This is a genomic window from Megamonas hypermegale, from assembly GCF_900187035.1.
GTDB lineage: Bacteria > Bacillota > Negativicutes > Selenomonadales > Selenomonadaceae > Megamonas > Megamonas hypermegale.
On sequence record NZ_LT906446.1, the window covers coordinates 1,918,841 to 1,939,857 of the forward strand.

Annotated in this window: 18 protein-coding genes and 1 other annotated feature; of the genes, 9 read left to right on the forward strand and 9 right to left on the reverse strand. The window is 32.5% G+C overall.

The genetic code is table 11. The annotated features are described in order from the left end of the window. Positions 1-181 precede the first annotated feature (181 nt). Complete coding sequence (locus CKV65_RS09300; RefSeq protein ID WP_027889055.1) at positions 182-1,294, reverse strand: aminopeptidase; 1,113 nt, start codon at positions 1,292-1,294, stop codon at positions 182-184. Positions 1,295-1,433: 139 nt separating this feature from the next. Beyond that, positions 1,434-1,680: a binding site (T-box leader), on the forward strand. A gap of 63 nt (positions 1,681-1,743) precedes the next feature. Here CKV65_RS09300 and CKV65_RS09305 point away from each other — a divergent pair. After that, positions 1,744-3,072 (forward strand): MFS transporter, encoded by a 1,329-nt coding sequence (locus CKV65_RS09305; RefSeq protein ID WP_027889056.1) that lies wholly within the window; start codon positions 1,744-1,746, stop codon positions 3,070-3,072. Between the two features lie 53 nt (positions 3,073-3,125). On the opposite strand, the gene rpe is transcribed toward CKV65_RS09305, so the two are convergent. Then, positions 3,126-3,791: a ribulose-phosphate 3-epimerase gene (rpe, locus tag CKV65_RS09310; protein WP_027889057.1), complete on the reverse strand. Its 666-nt coding sequence runs from the start codon at positions 3,789-3,791 to the stop codon at positions 3,126-3,128. Between the two features lie 191 nt (positions 3,792-3,982). On the opposite strand from rpe, the gene CKV65_RS09315 reads away from it, so the two are divergent. Beyond that, positions 3,983-5,194 (forward strand): MFS transporter, encoded by a 1,212-nt coding sequence (locus CKV65_RS09315; protein WP_027889058.1) that lies wholly within the window; start codon positions 3,983-3,985, stop codon positions 5,192-5,194. A 53-nt stretch (positions 5,195-5,247) separates the two neighbouring features. Here CKV65_RS09315 and CKV65_RS09320 read toward each other — a convergent pair whose 3' ends face one another. The 3 genes from CKV65_RS09320 to CKV65_RS09330 form a co-directional block, all read right to left on the reverse strand. Then, on the reverse strand, positions 5,248-8,319 hold the full coding sequence (locus CKV65_RS09320; protein ID WP_027889059.1) for an efflux RND transporter permease subunit: 3,072 nt from the start codon (positions 8,317-8,319) through the stop codon (positions 5,248-5,250). Then, positions 8,316-9,392 carry an efflux RND transporter periplasmic adaptor subunit gene (locus CKV65_RS09325; protein WP_027889060.1) on the reverse strand — a complete coding sequence of 359 codons (1,077 nt, stop codon included), beginning with the start codon at positions 9,390-9,392 and terminating at the stop codon, positions 8,316-8,318. The genes CKV65_RS09320 and CKV65_RS09325 overlap by 4 nt, the downstream gene beginning before the upstream one ends. A gap of 146 nt (positions 9,393-9,538) precedes the next feature. Next, on the reverse strand, positions 9,539-10,963 hold the full coding sequence (locus CKV65_RS09330) for an acetyl-CoA carboxylase biotin carboxylase subunit (protein ID WP_027889061.1): 1,425 nt from the start codon (positions 10,961-10,963) through the stop codon (positions 9,539-9,541). 308 nt (positions 10,964-11,271) lie between these two features. Between CKV65_RS09330 and CKV65_RS09335 the strand changes: the two genes are divergently transcribed. Next, the gene (locus CKV65_RS09335; protein WP_027889062.1) at positions 11,272-11,979 is read left to right on the forward strand and encodes a phosphatase; all 708 of its coding nucleotides are present in this window, start codon (positions 11,272-11,274) and stop codon (positions 11,977-11,979) included. 27 nt (positions 11,980-12,006) lie between these two features. Here CKV65_RS09335 and CKV65_RS09340 read toward each other — a convergent pair whose 3' ends face one another. The 4 genes from CKV65_RS09340 to dnaA form a co-directional block, all read right to left on the reverse strand. Continuing rightward, positions 12,007-12,951 carry a DciA family protein gene (locus CKV65_RS09340; RefSeq protein ID WP_027889063.1) on the reverse strand — a complete coding sequence of 315 codons (945 nt, stop codon included), beginning with the start codon at positions 12,949-12,951 and terminating at the stop codon, positions 12,007-12,009. A gap of 16 nt (positions 12,952-12,967) precedes the next feature. Then, entirely contained in the window at positions 12,968-14,080 is a 1,113-nt protein-coding gene (gene recF, locus CKV65_RS09345) for a DNA replication/repair protein RecF (RefSeq protein WP_027889064.1), read from the reverse strand. A 5-nt stretch (positions 14,081-14,085) separates the two neighbouring features. Beyond that, on the reverse strand, positions 14,086-15,204 hold the full coding sequence (gene dnaN, locus CKV65_RS09350) for a DNA polymerase III subunit beta (RefSeq protein WP_027889065.1): 1,119 nt from the start codon (positions 15,202-15,204) through the stop codon (positions 14,086-14,088). A gap of 256 nt (positions 15,205-15,460) precedes the next feature. Next, a complete protein-coding gene (gene dnaA, locus CKV65_RS09355; protein WP_027889066.1) occupies positions 15,461-16,930 on the reverse strand; it encodes a chromosomal replication initiator protein DnaA in 1,470 nt (489 codons plus the stop codon). Between the two features lie 428 nt (positions 16,931-17,358). Here dnaA and rpmH point away from each other — a divergent pair, with 428 nt between their 5' ends. The 6 genes from rpmH (at position 17,359) to mnmE (ending at position 21,000) form a co-directional block, all read left to right on the forward strand. Continuing rightward, on the forward strand, positions 17,359-17,493 hold the full coding sequence (gene rpmH, locus CKV65_RS09360) for a 50S ribosomal protein L34 (protein ID WP_027889067.1): 135 nt from the start codon (positions 17,359-17,361) through the stop codon (positions 17,491-17,493). A gap of 61 nt (positions 17,494-17,554) precedes the next feature. Further along, positions 17,555-17,920 (forward strand): ribonuclease P protein component, encoded by a 366-nt coding sequence (gene rnpA, locus CKV65_RS09365; protein WP_027889068.1) that lies wholly within the window; start codon positions 17,555-17,557, stop codon positions 17,918-17,920. Further along, on the forward strand, positions 17,917-18,126 hold the full coding sequence (gene yidD / locus CKV65_RS09370) for a membrane protein insertion efficiency factor YidD (RefSeq protein WP_071601693.1): 210 nt from the start codon (positions 17,917-17,919) through the stop codon (positions 18,124-18,126). The genes rnpA and yidD overlap by 4 nt, the downstream gene beginning before the upstream one ends. Before the next feature lie 51 nt (positions 18,127-18,177). Then, positions 18,178-18,855, forward strand: a complete 678-nt coding sequence (locus tag CKV65_RS09375) for a YidC/Oxa1 family membrane protein insertase (protein WP_027889069.1) — start codon at positions 18,178-18,180, stop codon at positions 18,853-18,855. 6 nt (positions 18,856-18,861) lie between these two features. After that, positions 18,862-19,518 carry an RNA-binding cell elongation regulator Jag/EloR gene (jag, locus tag CKV65_RS09380; RefSeq protein ID WP_027889070.1) on the forward strand — a complete coding sequence of 219 codons (657 nt, stop codon included), beginning with the start codon at positions 18,862-18,864 and terminating at the stop codon, positions 19,516-19,518. 84 nt (positions 19,519-19,602) lie between these two features. Beyond that, positions 19,603-21,000 carry a tRNA uridine-5-carboxymethylaminomethyl(34) synthesis GTPase MnmE gene (gene mnmE, locus CKV65_RS09385; RefSeq protein WP_027889071.1) on the forward strand — a complete coding sequence of 466 codons (1,398 nt, stop codon included), beginning with the start codon at positions 19,603-19,605 and terminating at the stop codon, positions 20,998-21,000. Positions 21,001-21,017: the final 17 nt, after the last annotated feature.

Genomic DNA, 21,017 nt, shown 5'->3' on the forward strand with positions numbered 1-21,017 from the left:
TTTATATACCTGCAATTTTACACTATGCTTTGTAAAATGTCAAATACTTGTAAACAAATATGTAATATATTGAAAATTCTTATACTTAATAAAAAAACAGGATATTTTCGCGTCATTACTTGAAATATCCTGCCTTCTATAAATCTATGTTTTACGTTTTTTTATACAATATATAGAATATTTATTTAAGATTTTCCGGATTTAAGCATTTTAGGTCGTCTACTACAAAAAGACCATCTTTACGAATTAGTTCATTGTCAAAATATATTTTTCCACCACCGTATTCACTTATCTGGATTAGTACCAAATCCCAATGAACAGCAGAACGATTAGTGTTATCGGCATCTTCATACGCACAACCAGGTGTAAAGTGTAAACTACCACTTATTTTTTCATCAAATAAAATGTCCTTCATTGGAAAAGTAATATATGGATTTAAACCAAAAGAGAATTCTCCAATATAGCGTGCACCTTCATCTGTATCTAAAATTTTATTCAAAATATCTGTATGATTTGATGTAGCTTTTACTATTTTACCTTGTTCAAATGTAAGCGAAATGTTTTCAAAAGTCGTTCCCTGGTAGATAGTCGGAGTGTTATATGAAATAACCCCATTTACAGAATTTTTTACAGGAGCAGTATAAACTTCGCCATCAGGTATATTGCAATCACCTGCACATTTTACGGCTGGCATACCTTTTATTGAAAAAGTGATATCTGTTCCTTCACCAACGATATGAACCATATCCGCATTTTCCATGCGTTTTACTAAGGCATCCATAGCATCATTCATTTTATTATAATCAAGATTGCACACATTATAATAAAAATCACAAAAAGCATCGCTGCTCATATTAGCAAGTTGTGCCATTGCACCATTTGGATAGCGAAGCACACACCATTTTGTTTTAGGAACTCTAATATCACTATGCACTGGTTTCATCCAATATTTAGAATACATTTCCATATTTTTAGCAGGTACATCACTAAGCTGACTCACATTTTCACTGCCACGAATAGCTATATATGCATCCATATGTTTCATGCGAAGTGATTCATACTCAGCACAAAATTCCATTTGTTCTTTAGTTGCGCCAAGCAACAATTCACGCTGCATTCTTAAATTCTTTATAGTTAAAAATGGTATACCACCAACTTTATACGCTTCTTGTATTAAAGCTTGCGCAAGCTCCATACCTTCATCAATAAGTTCAATTAAAAGTTTTTCACCTTTTTTTAAACGCACTGAATAATTTATTAAATTATGCGCCAATATTAAATTTCTATTATCCATTTTCTTACCTACTTTCTATAAAATTTACCATTTATTTATTTTACCATAAATTATTTTAAAAAAACTATTGACAATTTTATAATATAAGATTATATTAAATTACGATGAATTTTGTAATTTTGTAAAGATAAAATAAAGTATAAATCTAGAGATAGGAACAAGTAGTTTTTACTTAAAGCTTACAGAGAGCCATTGTTTTGCTGGAAAATGGTAGCTAAAAGAAAAATGAAAATCATCCTTGAAGATTTTAGCTGAAATCCAGTAAGCTAAAACGTTTGTTCTACGTTATAAGAAACACGTATTATGATGTACGTTGAAAAGCTGTTGTCTTCATAGTTAAGACAAAATCAGGGTGGTACCGCGGAAATATAACCTCCGTCCCTTTATGGGACGGAGGTTTTTTGTATTTATACTTAGTTTTACCAAAATTTTATTAGGAGGCACACAAAATGGAACAAATCAATTTTTCAAGTTTAAAAAGAAAGCGTGATTTACATATTATTTTACCTGTATTTTTAGTTTCAATCATCGCTTGTATCGACCGTGTAAATATAGCTTATGCAGCTTTAACCATGACAGAAGATTTACCATGGCTTACACCTGAAATCTTTGGCGCTGGTGCTGGTATTTTCTTTATGGGATATTTACTTCTAGAAATTCCTGGTTCTTTGATTGCAGCCAAATATTCTGGTAGTAAATGGATTGCTCGTATCATGTTCACATGGGGTCTTGTTTGCGTACTTATGGCTTTCATGTCTACACAAACTGAATTTTATATCTATCGCTTTTTACTTGGTGCATCCGAAGCTAGTCTTTATCCTGTTATTTATTCCGTATTATTTCCACGTTGGTTCACACCAAAAGAACGCGCTCGTGCTACTTCTTTAATGCTCTCTTCTTTATTATTATCTACTATTATTGGTGCACCTATAGCTGGAGTTTTATTAAATACATCCATCTTAGGTATGCATGGTTGGCAAGAATTATTTATTTTAGAAGCTGTTCCTGCTCTCATCTTTGCTGTAGTATTCTTCTTCTGGGTAAAAGATAGACCTGACCAAGTATCTTGGCTCAATGATGCTGAAAAAAAATATTTAACAGATGCATTCAATGAAGAACAAGCTCGTTTACAAAAAGTAAAAAAATATACTGTTATGCAAGCATTTACTGATAAAAAAGTTTTAAAACTCTGCTTTATCTATTTCATGTGGGTAATTGGTTTTTGGGGTTTCAATTTCTGGATGCCAACTGTATTAAAAAGCCTTTCTGGCTGGTCAACGTCCATATTAGGCGGTGCTATTGCTATCCCAATGACTGTTGCTTTAATTGTTCAAATAATTGCAGGTTATACATCTACTAAAACAGGTGATAAAGTTTGGCATGTAGCTATTGCTATGTTTATCGGTGCTATCGGTCTTGGACTTAGCCCATTTGCAGGCAGTCCAACTGTTGCTTTATTTTTGATTTGCTTATCTGCAATCGGTATCTATGCTTCTATGGGTGTATGGTGGACAGTTCCTACTACATTTTTAACTGGTCCTGCTGCTGCTGGTGCTATCGGTCTTATCAATTCTTGTGGTAATCTCGGTGGTTGGGTTGGTCCTTATATGATGGGCTTTATTAAAACAGAAACAGGTTCTTTTGATATCGGCTATTTTGCTATGGCAATATTTATGTTAATCGCTGGTATTACTACTCTTACTATAAAATATGGTTGGACTGGTAAAAAAAATTATCAACAAACTGAAACAGCAATGATGGCTTTGAATAAAAAATAATATATTAATAAAAAAGGCTTAAATTACCGCAACAAGGTAATTTAAGCCTTTTTTTAAAGAGTATAATCTTTTGCTATTTCTGCAAATTCTTTAACTCTAGCAGAGATATCCTTAGCACCCATTACAGCAGAACCTGCTACAATAACATTAGCGCCAGCAGCAAAACAAGTCTTTATTGTTTCAGGATTTACACCACCGTCAACTTCTATATCATAATTATAATTATTTTCCTTGCGAAGTTTTACTAAATCTTTTACTTTTTCCATCTGGTCTTGCATGAATTTTTGACCACCAAAGCCCGGTTCTACAGTCATAACGAGTACCATATCAAGTTCTGGTAAAAGTTCTTCAATCGTAGAAATTGGTGTTGCTGGTTTTAAAGCAATAGCTGCTTTCATACCTAAATCTTTTATTTTTGCTATAAGTTCTTTAGCATTTTCTGTAGCTTCAATATGGAAACAGAAAATATCTGCTCCAGCTTTAGCAAATTGTTCTACATAACGTTCTGGTTCAATAATCATTAAATGTACATCAAATATTATTTTTGTGTATTTTCTAATAGATTGCACAACAGCAAGTCCAAAAGATAAATTTGGTACAAATACGCCGTCCATAATATCTAAATGAAGATATGGTACATTTGCTTTGTCTAACTCTTCTAATTGCTGTTTTAAAATTCCAAAATCTGCGGCTAACAGTGATGGGGATAACTTATACATATAATCGCTTCCTTTCATTTTTCTAAATTTATTGTAGACCAAAGTCAATATTTAGTCTACCAAAAACCAGTATTTAGGTATATAATCTTATTACTAAATCATTTGATTAGTATATAATTATCCCAAATAATTATATACATTATAATAAATATAAATAATTAACTATTTAAGTTAAGAAAGGAATGATCTAATTGAGTTGGAAAGCTATTTTATCCATATTAACATGTAATGTCGTGTTAATGTCAGCCAGCTACACAATGCTAATTCCATTCTTGCCTATGTATCTGATTCAAGAACTAGGCGTTCCAGCAGACCATGCTAATATGTGGTCAGGTGTAGTTTTTTCCATTTCATTTGTCGTTAGTGCTGTTATGGGGCCTATTTGGGGTAAATTATCCGATAAAAAAGGACGCAAATTAATGGCTATTCGCTCCGGTGCCGGACTCGCTATCGCTTATTTTCTTTGTGGTATCGTCAGCTCTCCATTTCAATTAATGCTTGCACGTGCATTTCAAGGTTTTGCAGCCGGTCTTTGGCCTGCTGAACTTGCTATCATGTCTGCTTATGCACCAAAACAAAAACTTGGTTTTTGTATGGGCGTAATGCAAGGCGCATTAACTGCTGGTGGCGTCATCGGTCCACTACTTGGGGGCATCCTTGCTAGCGTTTTTGGTATGCGTATATCTTTTTTCATTGCAGCTGCAGCTCTCGGTATAATCACAATAATTACATTTATCTTCATTAAAGAACCACCACGTGTGGAAAAAACACCAGAACAAATACTCGTTGCTCAAAAAGCAGAACAAGTAAATCTATTAAAAATACCTATGATACGTCGCCTTTTAGAATGTGCTGTTGTCATTCAAATGGCAATCTTGATTTTACAACCAATCTTAACAATTTATATTGCTGAACTCAATCACAGCATGGAAAATGTTGTAATGTTATCTGGTATTGTATTTTCACTAGGTGGCTTTGCAGGCGCTATATCTTCACCGCTTTGGGGTAAATACGGTCAAGCTCATGGCTTTTTCCGCACTATGTGTATAACTCTCGCCATTTCAGGTATAGTCTTAATCTTGCAATCAATTCCTGATACTTTAATACCTTTTGCTATATTACAATTTATGTGCGGTCTATTCTATGCAGGGGTATATCCTTCTATAAATTCCATTCTCGTCAAAAAAAGTCCACCAGAACAACGTGGTCGTATATTCGGTCTGATGTTTTCAGCTCAACAAGTCGGTTCAACAATAGGACCACTCGTTGGAGGTCTTATCGGTACTTTTATCGGTTTGAAATTCGTCTTTATTTTCGCTGGTGCACTAATGTTCTTAACTAGTGCTTCCATGTACCTTAAACCACCTATTAGAAAAATAAATCGAAAAAAATTTGCTAATTAAATGCACTAAAAAAGTTCTAGGCTATACACCTAGAACTTTTTTTACTATATAAATCATGAATTATTTGCTACTTTATTTTCACTATCCGGTTTAATTTTAAACCATGTAGCATACAAAGTAGGCAAAATCAATAATGTAAGCACTGTTGCTACCAAAAGACCGCACGATATAGCAATTGCCATAGAACCCCAAAGAGGACTTGATACGAGTGGCATCATACCGAGTATTGCCGCAGCAGCCGTCAACATTATCGGTCTAAATCGCAATACAGCTGAATCTATAATAGCATCCCATGGTTTTTCGCCACTTGCTATATGTTTTTTTATCTGGTCAATCAAGATAATTGAATTTCTAATTATCATGCCAGATAATGCTAAAATTCCTAAAATAGCTACAAAACCAATCGGTTTATCAAATATCAACATACCAAAACTTACACCAATTATGCCAAGCGGTGCAGTAAGTGCTGTTATTATCATGAGCTGTACACTTCGAAGCTGGAACATCAACACTGTTATGATAACTAAAAACATCGCAGGCAATGGTTCAGTTAAATATTTTAAGGATTTTTCACTATTTTCTACATTACCATCAACATGTAGGGTATAACCAAATGGCAAATTATTTTCTATTTCAGTTAATTTCGCAGCAATTTTATTTGTAGCATCATTAGCTGTACCTTCATAAATATTGCCCTGTACTTTTATAGTAGGTTTTAAATCACGTCGCCAAATAACACCATCTTCTGCCCTATAACTAATTTTAGCAATTTGTTCTAATGGTACATAACCATACTGACCTAAATAAATCGGTAAATTGCGTACTTCATCAAGATTATCTCTATCCTTATCCTGCAAACGCATGACAATATCAATCGTTCTATCGCCTGTATAAAATTGTGCAGCCGTTGCTCCCGTTATTTCTGTATAAAGCATTTGCGCTACAACTTGACTTGATATACCCATAGAACGCAATTTATCTTGGTCAAGTTCTAAATGAATTGTCTTCGATTTTTCTTGCCAATCAAAATTAACATTATATATATTGCTGTCACTGCGCATTACTTCGGCTACTTGATTAGCAATTTCTTTCACCTTATCTGTATCATATCCCGATACTCTAAACATAACTGGATAATCAGCTGGTGGTCCCATTTCAATAAGTTTTATATTTGATTTAACTTCAGGGAATTCTTCATTTAAAGTCTTAGCTAAAGATTTTCTTAATTCTTCTCTTGCATCGACATCTTTTGTCGTGATTATGAATTGTGCATAATTATCTTTCGGCAATACTGGGTCAAATTGCAATACAAAGCGCGATGAACCTTGTCCTGTATAATAAGCAAAATTATTTATTTTATCTTGCTCCTCATTCAATATTTGAGCAAGTTTTTGTGCTTGTTCTTCCGTTGCCTTTATCGATGAACCCTCAGGAAGCGTCATCTCTACTACAAGTTCTGGACGAAGAGATGGTGGGAAAAATTCTTGTTTAACGAAGCTCAAACAGTATATAGACACACCAAAAATAACTACAGTCCCTAATAGTACTTTTTTTCTATGTGTTAAACACATGTATAAAATTTTTCTAAATGCTTTATAAAATTTATTTTGATATGGGTCAATCTCACCTTTATCATTGCGTTTAACTTTTACTTTTATTATCTTATATCCATATAAAGGAGCTACCATAACTGATACAAACCACGACAATATAAGTGCCATTGCCACAACAGGGAATAAAGCTTTACAAAATTCAGAAGCTACACCATTTGAAAAAGCTACTGGAATAAAGCCCGCACATGTTATAAGTGTTCCGCTAAGCATCGGCATAGCTGTCGCCTTATACGCATAACAAGCTGCATCAAATCGATTTAATCCTTCTTCTAATTTTACACTCATCATCTCTACGGCAATAATCGCATCATCTACTAATAAACCGAGTGAAATGATAAGCGCGCCGAGCGATACTTTATGCAAATCAATTCCAGCAATCCCCATGCCTACAAATACACCAGCTATAACAAGCGGTATACAACCTGCTACTACCAAACCCGTTCTTATACCTAAACTCAAGAAACTAACAGCTAATACGATTATGACAGCTTCTCTAAGCGAACCGACAAATTCATCAATAGAATTTTTTACTACTTGAGGCTGGTCTGATACTTGATGTATTTCTAATCCTGTCGGCATTAATTTTTCTACTTTTTCGATTGTATCACTTAAATTTTCACCTAAAGCTAAGATATTTCCGCCATTTTCCATAGAAACAGCCAATCCCACAGCTGGCTCACCATTATAAAACATCTTAGGCTCAGCCGGTTCAACATAACGGCGCTCTACTGTAGCGATATCGCCAAGGCGTAAAATTCTGCCACCTGCATTTATTGGCATATTTTTGAGCATTTCTACATCAGCAAATTGTCCACTAAAACGCACATATACATTATCCGATTGTGTTTCAATCATGCCAGCCGGCGTCATTTGCTGTTGAGTTTGTACAGCATTTGCTATATCCTGTGGACTTATGCCAAGTTCTGATAATTTTTCTCTTGCAGCTTCAATATAAATTTTTTCTGGTTGTTCACCGATTATTTCTACCTTGCTGACATTATCTATACTTAATAAAATACGTCTTATCTTTTCCGCTCTCTGACGCATTTCTTCATAAGAATAGCCATCACCCGTTATAGCATATATCGAGCCATATACATCATCAAATCTATCATTATAATATGGGCCATAAACGCCATCAGGTAAATCCTTTTTTATATCTTCTACCATATTTCGCACTTCCAGCCAAGTCGTGCGAATTTTTTCTGTTTTTACATCATCTCTAAGCGTTACATATATCACAGCTTCACCAGCACGCGAAGAACTTTTCACATAATCTAGTCCTGGTGTATCTTGCAATTTTTTTTCAATTTTATCCGTTACTTGCTGTTCCATTTGCACAGCATCAGCACCAGGCCATGCAACTGTTACAACCATTTGACGAATAGTATATGCAGGGTCTTCCATTCTCCCAAGTTTTGTATATGAAAAAATACCTGCAATAAATATAACTACGATAAAATACCAAACAAGATTTTTATTTCTTAATGATACTTCTGTCAAATTTCTCATAGAGCATCACCGTCCAAAAGTTTTACATCTTGCCCAGCAAAAAGCTTATGAACGCCAGCCGTTACGACAACATCACCCTCATTTAATCCTGTAACTTCGACATCATTCTTACCAAAGGCATTTACCTTTATATCTTTGAGTTCCACTTTATTTTCACTATTTACAACCCAAACTTGTGTTTTATTTTCAATCTGATACAGTGCCGATAATGGCAATACCGCATAATTTAAGCCATCATTTACACTGAAGACAATATTTGCTGTCATGCCTAACTGAATATCTGCCGGTAATTGTGATAAACTTATTCGCACTTTATACGTTCTCGCTACAGGGTCAGCAATTGGCGCAATTTCCCTAACAGCGCCCATCACCTCAACATTGTTAAGTGCCCAAAAAGTCACTAATGCACTTTGCCCTGTGGATATCGACTGTATCTTATTTTCTGGTACAGAAATTTCTATCTCTCTATCACCATCTTGGACTATTGTAGCCACTGTTTGTCCAGCTGAAACCACTTGTCCCACTTCACCAGAAATAGCTGAAATAACACCTGAATTATCCGCTATAAGCTGTGTATAATCTAAAGCATTTTGTCCCTGTTCTCTCTGTGCTATAGCTTGATTATACGCTGCTAAAGCATTTTTATATGAATTTTTATATTGGTCTAATTCTTGTGCACTCACCGCAGAAGCTGCATATAATTTTTCATATCGCGCTAATGTAGTCTGCGCCAAATCTAATTGAGATTTAGCCGATTGAACCTGTGCTTCAAATACATTTAAATTTTGTTGAATATCTCTAGCATCAATACTCATAAGCACATCTCCGGCTGATACGCTATCCCCAACATTCACATTACGAGATAATATTTTTCCACTGACTTGAAAAGATAAATTACTTTCATATCTGCCTTTTACCGTACCTGCATAACTGTCTTCACTATCATGGTTTCCATAAATAACCTTTTGTGTTTTAACATAAACACAGTTATCCACAGCCTGTTCATCTTTTCCACAACCTGTGACTAAAAATATTGATAATAGCAAAAATATCCACAATACTTTATATTTCATATCTAATCCCTCCTTAATTGCTATTTTCTATCTATATAATAACACATGGTTAATTTTATTTTAATTTGTTCTAAAAAAAAAGAGATTGCAACATAATGAGATTTATTTCCCATATAGTTACAATCTCTTTTTATCGTTAAATTAAATCAAGCATAATACATACTTGCATTAATAGCATTGATAATTTCTTCTTCAGTTCTTGCTTTCTTAGAAGCTTTAAGCTGTGCAGGTGTCATTGGTTGTACATATTTAGAGAAATGATTTCTGATAAATCTTGTATCAATATCACCTGTGCAGAAATATTCATCTTTTAAAATACGCTGATGAAGTGGAATTGTAGTTTTAATACCACGAACTTGGAATTCTTTTAAAGCACGACGCATAATTTTAATAGCATCACCGCGTGTACGACCGTGTACAATAATTTTAGCAATAAGAGAATCATAATACGGTGAAATAGAAAGGCCAGCACAAACACCGCTATCTACACGAACACGAGGGCCACCTGGTTCTAAGAAGAAATCAACTTTACCAGGAGATGGCATAAAGTTATTATCTGGGTCTTCTGCATTGATACGACATTCTATAGCATGACCTGTGAATTTAACATCTTCTTGTTGTAATTCTAAAGCTTCACCAGCTGCAATGCGAATTTGTGTACGCACGAGGTCAATACCTGTAACAGCTTCTGTTATACCATGTTCAACTTGAACACGTGGATTTATTTCCATGAAATTAAATTGATTTGTTTTTAAATCAAGCAAAAATTCTACTGTACCGATATTATTATAATGAACACTTTTTGCGGCCTTAATAGCTAAAGCACCAACTTCTGCACGGCGGTCAGGAGTTAAAGCAATAGATGGAGATTCTTCTAATAATTTTTGATTGCGACGTTGAAGAGAACATTCACGTTCACCTAAATGAATAACATGACCATAATTATCTGCCACAATCTGTACTTCAATATGGCGAGAATGTTCAATATAATGTTCAAAATAATATTTTACTTTATGGATATCTATAATATTTAAGATGTTTTTCAAATCTTCTTCGTTGTTAGCAATGAGCATACCTTTACCGCCACCACCAGCAACAGGTTTTAAAATAATAGGATATCCAACATCTTTTGCTTTTTCAATAGCATCTTCATTGCTTTCAAGTGGTGTACTACCTTTTGACATTGGAATACCTGATGGCACCATAGCTGCTCTAGCTATATCTTTATCGCCAACTTTACGAATAGTATCAGCCCACGGTCCAATCCAAGTCATACCAGATTTTGTTACCATTTCTGCAAAATCTGCATCTTCTGATAAGAAACCATAACCAGGATGAACAGCATCAGCTTCAGTATTTCTAGCAGCTTCCATCAAAGCATCTTTATTTAAATAACTTTCACTGGCATCAGCTGGTCCAATATTATAACTATAATCAGCCAATCTTACATGCATTGCATCAACATCTTCATCTGAATATACAGCAACAGTTTCTATGCCCATCTCTTGGCAAGCACGAATAATTCGCACTGCAATTTCTCCACGGTTGGCTATTAAGACTCTTTTAAACATAAAAACTTACCTCCTAAAATAACACATATTAATATAAGTATTTATATATATTATGATATATAATAGAAAAGAGCCTTATTTTAGAAAATGGCCCATTTATTCTATAACTTATAGTTATCAAATTCATACAAAATTTACATAATTAGACTAAAATTATTATATCACACTGAATTAAAATATCAATTGTAAATTTCTTGAATTTTGTATACAAAATCTATATTAATTTATATTGACAGCATTAAAAACATACATCAAAATATAAGTGTTAATAATTAATCATTATATTATCATGAAAGAAGATGTTAACTATGATTGATGTTCTCGATGCCCATATGCATACTATTGCTAGCGGTCATGCTTACAGTACTTTAAATGAAATGATTGCAAGCGGAAAAAAGAAAAATTTAAAATTAATTGGTATAACTGAACATACTAATAAGATGCCTGGTACTTGTCATGAAATATATTTTTGCAATTTTAAAGTAATACCTCGTCATCAAGATGATATTGAAATACGTATGGGAGCAGAAATAAATATCATAAATTATTACGGTAATATGGATTTATCCGAAAAGGGATTTTCTAAAATCGATTACGGAATAGCCAGCCTGCATGACATCTGTATCGACCCCGGCAGTCAAGAAGAAAATACAAATGCCATAATCGGTGCTATGAAACATCCGAAAGTAAAAATAATCGGTCATCCCGACAATGGCTACTATCCTGTAAATTACGAAAAAATCGTTTTAGCTGCTAAAGAATACCACGTTCTGCTTGAGCTGAACAACAGTTCTTTAAATCCTTTGGGCGAACGCCTTAATTCCCGCGATAATATGAAAACCATGCTTAAACTCTGCCAGAAGCATCAGACGGAACTGATTATCGACAGCGATGCTCATATTGCCGATGATGTTGGCAACCATAAATATGTACATGAATTATTAGATAATTTAAATTTCCCAGAAGAACTAATTGTTAACACCTCTGTGGATAAGTTTAAAAAATATATAAAATAAATTACTCAATAAAAAAGGACTGAATTTTTATTCAGTCCTTTTTTTATATTCCCAATAAGCCGTATCATAACGCAATTTAAAAATAGTATCTTTTAATACATTTTTATTTAATTTATCAGGGGGAATAGATTTATACATCATTACTACCGTTTGTGCATCTATACTATATTTAAAATTATCCACATCATCCACAGGATAATCCACACCTGGTTTTAATTTACTTGCTAAAATCTGCACTAATTTAGTTCTTTGTTTATTCACCATATCCATACTACAATCTACATATTTAATAATATCTTGGTATCTTGCCCAAGGGATTTCTAATAAAATTTCTGCAATTTTTTGTTGTTTTTCTTCTTTTATTTCTCTTTGACAATTATAACAATATGGATTTTCAGGTGGGGTTAAATGACCACATTTTTTACAAGGTATCCAATTATATTTTTCTTTTAATTTTTTTAATTGAAGATTTTTCATATACACTTTTTTTATTGCTGATTTTAAATCTTCATCTTCTATACAATCGGTTTTTTTATCAATTAAATTTAAATCTTCGTCCGTTATTTCTACTTGTTTTATATAACTTCCTAAATTTACTTTTTTCTCTAAAATAGGTGAATAAATTTTTCTTTTTACTTTATTAAAACGTGTAAATTGAATATCTTTTATCAGTTTATACCCTAAATATTCATTTATTTTTTTTATCGTATCTAATTTTAAATATTGGAAACTGTTAGCCCAAACTGATGAATAAGTATACACATATAAAACAGAAAAAGTTACGTCTTGTGGAATAATATATTTAGCAATATCTTTACCAACTATATCATTCCAAGAATAAAATAATTTATATTTTAAATATATTTTAAGTAAACCTAAATTATTTTTATCATTTTTATTTCCTAATAACTTCATAGTTTTAGGAATAATTGTTTTTCCTGTTTCAAATAATTTATTTGTATGTGCTCTCATCTTTCACCACCCTTTATTAACTAACTATACCTTTATTAACAATAAAAAATTTACTTTTATTATTAACACTAAACAATGATTTATCTGTCGCCGTAATTAATGTTTGAATATTTTTAGCTTGAATATAATCCAATAAACTATTTCTACGATTATTATCTAATTCGCTCATCACATCATCTAATAATAATATAGGATATTCACCCGTTTCATTTTTTAAAAATGTTAATTCCGCTAATTTTAAAGATAATACTGAACTGCGCTGTTGCCCTTGTGAACCAAAAGATTTTAAATCTACATTATTGATAAAAAAATAAATATCATCACGATGAGGACCTATACTAGTAGAACCTTTAAATATATCATTTTTTCTAAATTTATTTAAAGCATTAATATAATATGTGTATAATTCTTCATACGTAATATCCAAAGATAAATTTGCATTATTTTTATTCATAATATATTTTACTTCAAGATTTTCTTGATTTTTAGATATATAATTATGTGCATTATTTGCTAATTTATTTAATTTATCCACACTTTTTAAACGTTTATCAACAATAAAAGCTGCACTTTTAGCAAATTGCTCGTCCCACATATCCAGCATACTAATTAATTTATTATTTTCTTTTATTTTTTTTAATAAATTATTTCTTTGCAATAATATTTTATTATATTGGACTAATTGATTATAATAAATCAAACTAATTTGTGACAATTCTATATCTAAAAATCTTCTGCGCAATACAGGAGAACCTTTTATTAACATTAAATCTTCAGGAGAAAATAATATCATCGTCAATAAACCAGGTAATTCTTTTTGTTTTATATTTTCTCCGTTAAAATTTAATTGTTTTCTTTGATTTCGTTTCAAAAAAATTTTTAATGTAGATGTAATATCTATTTTAGAAAATTTTATATTAATATTTGCTTCATTTTCTTGCCAATAAATTAAATCGTTATCGTTGCGAGTGCGATGGGAAATACCTATAGAAGCAAAACGCACTGCTTCTATAATATTGGTTTTTCCCTGTGCATTATATCCAATAAAAATATTAATATTTGGTATTAAATCGATATCTAAATCTTTATAATTTCTATAATTATGAAGGGTTATATTTTTTATATTCATTTTTATTACATGGATTTTGTTCTAACAGGTGTAACTACATAGGTAAAATTACTATTATTTTCTTCTCTTATAGATGCTGTAGTTAATGGTTGATTAAATGAAAAAATAAAGTTTTCATTTTCAATAGCTTTTAATACATCCATAATGTATTTTGCATTAAATGAAATATTTATACCAGGGCCTTCTATTTGAACTTTAATTGTTTCTTCTGCTTTACCAATATTAGGGTTATCAGAAGAAATTCGTACTCTATCATCAATAAATTCAAAATGAATAATATTATAATCTTCAGAACGAGAAATTAAAGATACACGGTCTAATGCTGATTGGAATTCACTTTTATTTATTATCACATTTGTTTTAAATTCTTTTGGAATAACTCTATTATAATCTGGGAATTGACCTTCTATTAAACGAGATATTACATAAATATTTTCGTAAGAAAAGCTTATTTTATTATGTGTGCAAGATATTTTAACATCTTCTGGTATATCTGAATTAAAAATGTGGATAAATTCGTTCAAAATTTTAGCAGGTATTATTATTTTTAAATTATCGTTAGTTAAATTACCTATATTTTCACGAATTAATGCTAATCTGTGCATATTTGTTGCAGCCATAACAATATTATTATTATTAATATCGATTAAGCATCCAGTGAATACAGGTCTAGATTCATCTGTTGAACAAGCAAATGATGTTTTTTTAATAAAATTTAAAAATACATTATTTTTTAATGTGAAATTTATTTGTCCTTGTAATTTTTCTATTATTGGGAAATCAGTTGCTTGCATATTTAATAAATTAAATTGAGCTGCATTGGAAGAAATATTAACAGAATTATCTGTTTCATTATTTTTTATTTCTACATAATCTCCAGGTAATGTTCTGATGACTTCGTATAGATATTTTCCTGGTAATACGATAGTGCCTTCTTCATTTATGTTTGCATCAATTTTGCATGTAATGCTTAGTTCATAATCTGTTGCTTTTAATTCTAGTGTATTTTCACTAGCTTTGATGTAGATACCAGATAAAATAGGCATTTGTGGTCTACTTGGTATGGCTTTTAATACTGTTTGTATTGCTTGTGTAAGTTCTCTTTTTTCACAGGTAATTTTCATAAGTTATCCACTCCTATATTATATAATACTATTATTATTTATATATTTATATTTTAGTAGTAGTAGTAGTAGGTGGCTGTGGATATGTTGATAAGTGGCATCAAGCCTTGTACTGTCTGGGCTGATGCCTGTGTATAACTTGTGGATAATTTGTGACAACTTATCCACATATCCACAATTGATTCTAGTTTATACACTTATCCACAGTTTATCCACAAGGTTATCCATAGGTTTATCCACAACCTTGTTGATATCTTTATGCATGATTAATTTGTTCACGTAATTTATTAATTGTTTTAGCGATTTCTGTATTTTCCATGTATTGTTTTTTTATTTTATCGCATGCATGCATTACTGTAGTATGGTCTCTACCCCCAAAAGTTTTACCAATGCGAGGCAATGAAGACGATGTTAATTCTCGACATAGATACATCGCAATTTGGCGAGGAAAGGCAATACTGCGATTGCGTTTTTTTCCATTTAAATCTGCTATGGTTATTTTAAAATAATTTGCCACTGTTTCTTGAATAGAATTTATATTGATTATTTTTGTATTTTGTTTCGGTGGATTTTTTATAGCTATATGTTGTAATACATTCATAGCAAATTGATTTGTGATAGGATAATGGCAAAGTGATGCACGAGCGACGACTTGTGTTAAAGCGCCTTCTAGTTCGCGTACGTTGTTGTCGATATGACTAGCGATATATGCCATTACGTCATCAGGTACATTGTAGTTTTCTAATATAGATTTTTTCTTTAAAATAGCTATACGTGTTTCTAAATCTGGTGCTTGAACATCAGCAATAAGTCCACCTTCAAAACGAGAACAAAGTCTATCTTGTAGTTTTTCTATTTCTTTAGGTGGTCTATCACTTGATAAGATGATTTGTTTATTTGCATCTTTTAGGGCATTGAAGGTGTGGAAAAATTCTTCTTGAACACGTTCTTTATTAGCTAAAAATTGAATGTCATCAACGAGTAAAACATCTACATTGCGATATTTTTGACGAAATGCCTCAGGTTTTCCATCTTTGATGGAGTTGATTAATTCATTGATAAATTTTTCGCTAGAAATATATAAAACCCTTTTTTGCGGTTGGTTTTGTAGTATTTTATGACCGATAGCGTGCATTAAATGTGTTTTTCCTAGGCCTACTCCACCATACATGAAAAAAGGATTATAATTTTTAGCTGGATTTTCTGCAACAGCAAGTGCTGCAGCATGGGCAAAGCTATTGGAATTACCTGTAACGAAAGTATCAAAGGTATATTTTGGATTAAGCGTAGATTTATCACCAGGATTTATAGGCATTGGTGTTTCTGCCGTATCATATTGGATAGCTTCAGTTAAGGTCGGTTGTATTAAGTCGTTTGCTTTTTTCTTTGTCCGAGTGCGACGATTTCTTTGCTTGATTTGTTTGAGCTGTTGATTCATTAATTCTTTTTGAGTATCATCGTCGTTTTGTTCTTCTTGAGCTATGCTTATTGTAATTTCTACGTGATTTTGCGTTACTTCATAGCAAGAGTCTTTTAAAAATGGAAGATAGCGGCTTTTAACGCGGTCTTTAGAATAATCATTAGGTGCTAAAAGCTCTAGTCTGTCATTTGTCAATTTTATAGGTTTTAATGGTTTTATATAATTTTGACAAACGTGCTCAGCTAGAGATTGTTGAATATTTTTTAAAATTTTTTCCCAGGTCAATTGAAGCTCAAGATTGGTCATTAAAGAGGTCCTTTCTGTAAAATATAACGTTGAATTGTCCTACAATTTGGGAAAATTCATTGTTTTTCTGTAAGTAGCAATATATCCACAGGTTTAAAAACCTGTGGATAAGTGTATAAATATCTTATCAAAATGGTTATAATATATCAATAAGTATTTTGAAATCAGTTGACACGAAAAGTGCAGTAGTCTATAATTCTAATAGCTATATTTGAAATATTACAACTGTAACTGTACTGATTGTATCCAAAGTGTTGTAAAACCTTTAACTAGCTATAGTGATATAAAGCATATCTATAAAGTAAACGGAACGCTAAATTTCCTGTCTTTAGGTATGAGTGAGATTTGCAATGGCTAATATTTATTGCATCTTGCATCTAGGACAGTTATCAGTTTATCGATTGTGGTGTTTTAAGGAGGTGTAAAGATTGAAACAGACATTTCAGCCAAATACTCATTGGAAAAAGAAAACTCATGGTTTCCGTCAACGCATGAAAACTAAAGGTGGTCGCCTTGTTTTAAAAAGAAGACGTGCTAGAGGAAGACATAAGTTATCCGCATAATAACAGGTCACTACGGTGGCCTCTTTTTCCTTTTACCTTGTATTTGTTTTGTGGGGATAATATGAAATATACTTTGCCAAAGAAAATGGTAGTAAAACAAAATAGTGATTTTCAGAAAATTTATCGAAATGGCCGTTCTCTAGCAAATAGGAATTTGGTCGTTTATTTTTGCAAAGCATTTCATCCATCCTATCGTGTGGCTTTTGCAGCTGGAAAAAAATTGGGAAATGCTGTTACGAGAAATCGAGTAAAAAGATTACTTAGAGAAGCATATAGACTACATCGTCACGAAATTGATGAGAATTATTGTTTATTGCTTGTTGGCAGAGCCGCAGCTGTGGATATTTCATCCACAGAGATGGAAAAGTCATTTTATTCATTATGCCAACGTGCAAATGTTTTGAGAAAAGAAGATGAACAAAAGTGAAGCGGATTTTCATTGTGTTGATTGTGTTTTATCGTAATTTTATATCACCTTTGAAACCGCCTTGCTGTCGTTATATTCCAACATGTTCGGAATATGCGTTAATTGCTATAGAAAAATACGGAGCGTACAAAGGTGGTTGGATGGCGTTTAAGAGAATAATGCGCTGTCATCCTTTTCATAAAGGTGGGTACGACCCGGTTAAATAGATTTTAATATTAGTTTTGATTTTTTAGATATAAAATTTAGGATGTGATGAATTGGACTTTCTTTCTTCTATTTTTAATCCTTTAGTGCAAGCTTTGGAATTTATTTTAGGTTTTATTCATGATATTTTTAGTGTTGTAGGAATAGAATCTTACGGTATAGCGATAATTGTATTAACAGTTATCATTAAGATGATTTTTTATCCACTTACTGTAAAACAGGTTAAATCCATGAAGGCAATGCAAGAATTGCAGCCTAAAATGAAAAAATTACAAGAAAAATATAAGAATGACCCGAAACGTTTACAGTTAGAAATGGGCAATTTATATAAAACAGCTGGTGTAAATCCTTTAGCAGGATGTTTGCCTTTACTTGTACAAATGCCATTTTTAATGGGTATGTTCTATGCTTTACAAAGTCTTGATTATGGTGGAGATCCGACTTTTTTATGGATTAAAAATTTGTCTAATCCAGACCCATTTTATATATTGCCTGTCTTATCAGCTTTAAGTACTTTTATAGTACAAAAACAGACAGCATCTTCATCAGGCTCAGCACAGATGCAAATGCAGATGAAGATTATGTCTATTGTAATGCCTTTATTCATCGGTTGGATCAGTTGTAACTTTGCTGCTGGATTGGTAATATACTGGATTGTTAATAACGTTATGCAGATATTACAGCAGTGGTGGATGTACAGACATGAAGATACGACTGCGAAAAAGGAGTAATCGTTGATGGCAAGAGTCATTGAAGTAACTGGTAAAGATATCGAAGAGGCAAAAAAAGCTGCTCTTTTACAGTTAAATTTACCAGAAGAGCGTGTAATTTTTGAAGTCTTAGAAGAACCATCAAAAGGGTTTTTTGGTATTATTGGTACAAAAGAAGCTAAAATAAGAGCAACAGAAAAAGAATTTACACCACTTGAAAAAGGACAGGAATTTTTAAAAAGTGTGTTTAAGGCAATGCATAAAGATATTGCCATTGAATGTGTAGAAGAAGATATAAATTATAAATTCAATCTCATCGGTGATGATTTAGGTGTTCTTATCGGTAAACATGGCCAAACTCTTGATTCATTGCAGTATTTAACAAATATGGCAGCTAATAAAAATGTTATGGGCGCTAGAGTTCGCATCGTTTTAGATGTGGAAAATTATCGTAGTCGCCGTGAAGAAACTTTATGTCAATTAGCACAAAAATTGGCTGCTAGAGCGCGTAAATACAGAAACAAGGTTGTACTTGAACCGATGAATCGTCATGAACGAAAAATAATTCATATGGCTCTTCAAGATTATGCAGATATTATCACATACAGCGAAGGTGTAGAACCACATCGCAAAATTGTAGTAGATATTAAGCATAATAAAAATGAAGATTTGTTAATTAAATAAATGATTTGTTAAGCTGTGAAAGGGCTGTTTCCAATCTGTTATTATTTGGGGCAGTCCTTTTGTGTCTGATTGGAGAGATTTTTGATGAAAGATTTTGCAGATAATGATACAATTGCAGCAATAGCGACACCTCCAGGTGAAGGTGGTATCGGCATTGTTCGCATAAGTGGAGAAAATGCTGGTTTTGTTGCAGATAAATTTTTTAAACCTGTAAAAAAAGGTTTTTCTGTAATAGATTTTAAAACGCACCAAGCTGTTTATGGAAAAGTAATCGATGATGTAGGCAATGTCATTGATGAAGCGTTATGTATAGCTATGTGGGCACCAAACTCTTATACAAAAGAAAATGTCGTAGAAATACAAAGCCATGGCGGAAGTTTGGTAGTACATCGCATTTTAGAATTGGCATTGAGTCATGGCGCAAGAATGGCTGAACCGGGCGAATTTACTAAAAGAGCTTTTTTAAATGGTAGATTGGATTTATCGCAAGCTCAATCAGTCATGGATATCATTCAAGCTAGAACAGATGCTTCACTTCGCATGGCTGCTGGTCATTTACAGGGTGCTTTTTCAGAAGAGATAAAATCCATGCGTCATGATATCTTGGAAATAATTGCTCATTTAGAAGCATCAATAGATTTTCCTGAAGATGATATTGAAGATGTGGCAAAACAAGAAGCTGAAGAAAAAATTTGTAAGATAAAAGACCGCATAGATGAGATTTTAAAGACATTCCATACAGGGAGAATTTTGCGAGAAGGGCTTATGACAGCTATTATTGGTAAGCCTAATGTAGGGAAATCCAGTTTATTAAATGCTCTATTGCGAGAAGAAAGAGCTATAGTAACAGATATTCCAGGAACGACGCGCGATAGCTTAGAGGAATATGCTAATATTAAAGGTGTACCACTTAGAATAATAGACACAGCAGGTATTCGCGAAACGCAGGATAAAGTTGAACAAATCGGTGTGGAAAAATCTGTATCATATTTGCAAAGAGCTGATTTGATTTTAGCGTTATTTGATATCTCTCGACCGTTATCTACAGAAGATGAAGAAATCATAAATATGCTTGAAGGCAAAAAGGGTATCATTTTATTGACTAAAAAGGATTTGCCAAAAGAAATTGATGTAGATGATTTAAAAGATAAACTACATGGTGATTTTAAATATATTTATATCTCTACGTTAAATAAAGAAGGATTAAAGGATTTAGAAGATGAGATTGTCAGCCGTGTTTATAGTGGTAATAGTGGACAAGCAGAAGGCTGTTTTGTAAGCAATTTAAGACAAGCTGAAGCACTTAAAGCTGCTAAAAAACATTTAGAAGAATGTTTAAATACGATAAAAATGGACATGGCAGAAGACTTTATTGTCATAGATGTGCGTTCTGCTTGGGAAAAATTGGGTGAAATAACAGGTGATACAGTCGATGAAGATATTATCGACCAGATTTTTAGCCAGTTCTGTATTGGAAAATAAAGGATTGAAGATTGGAG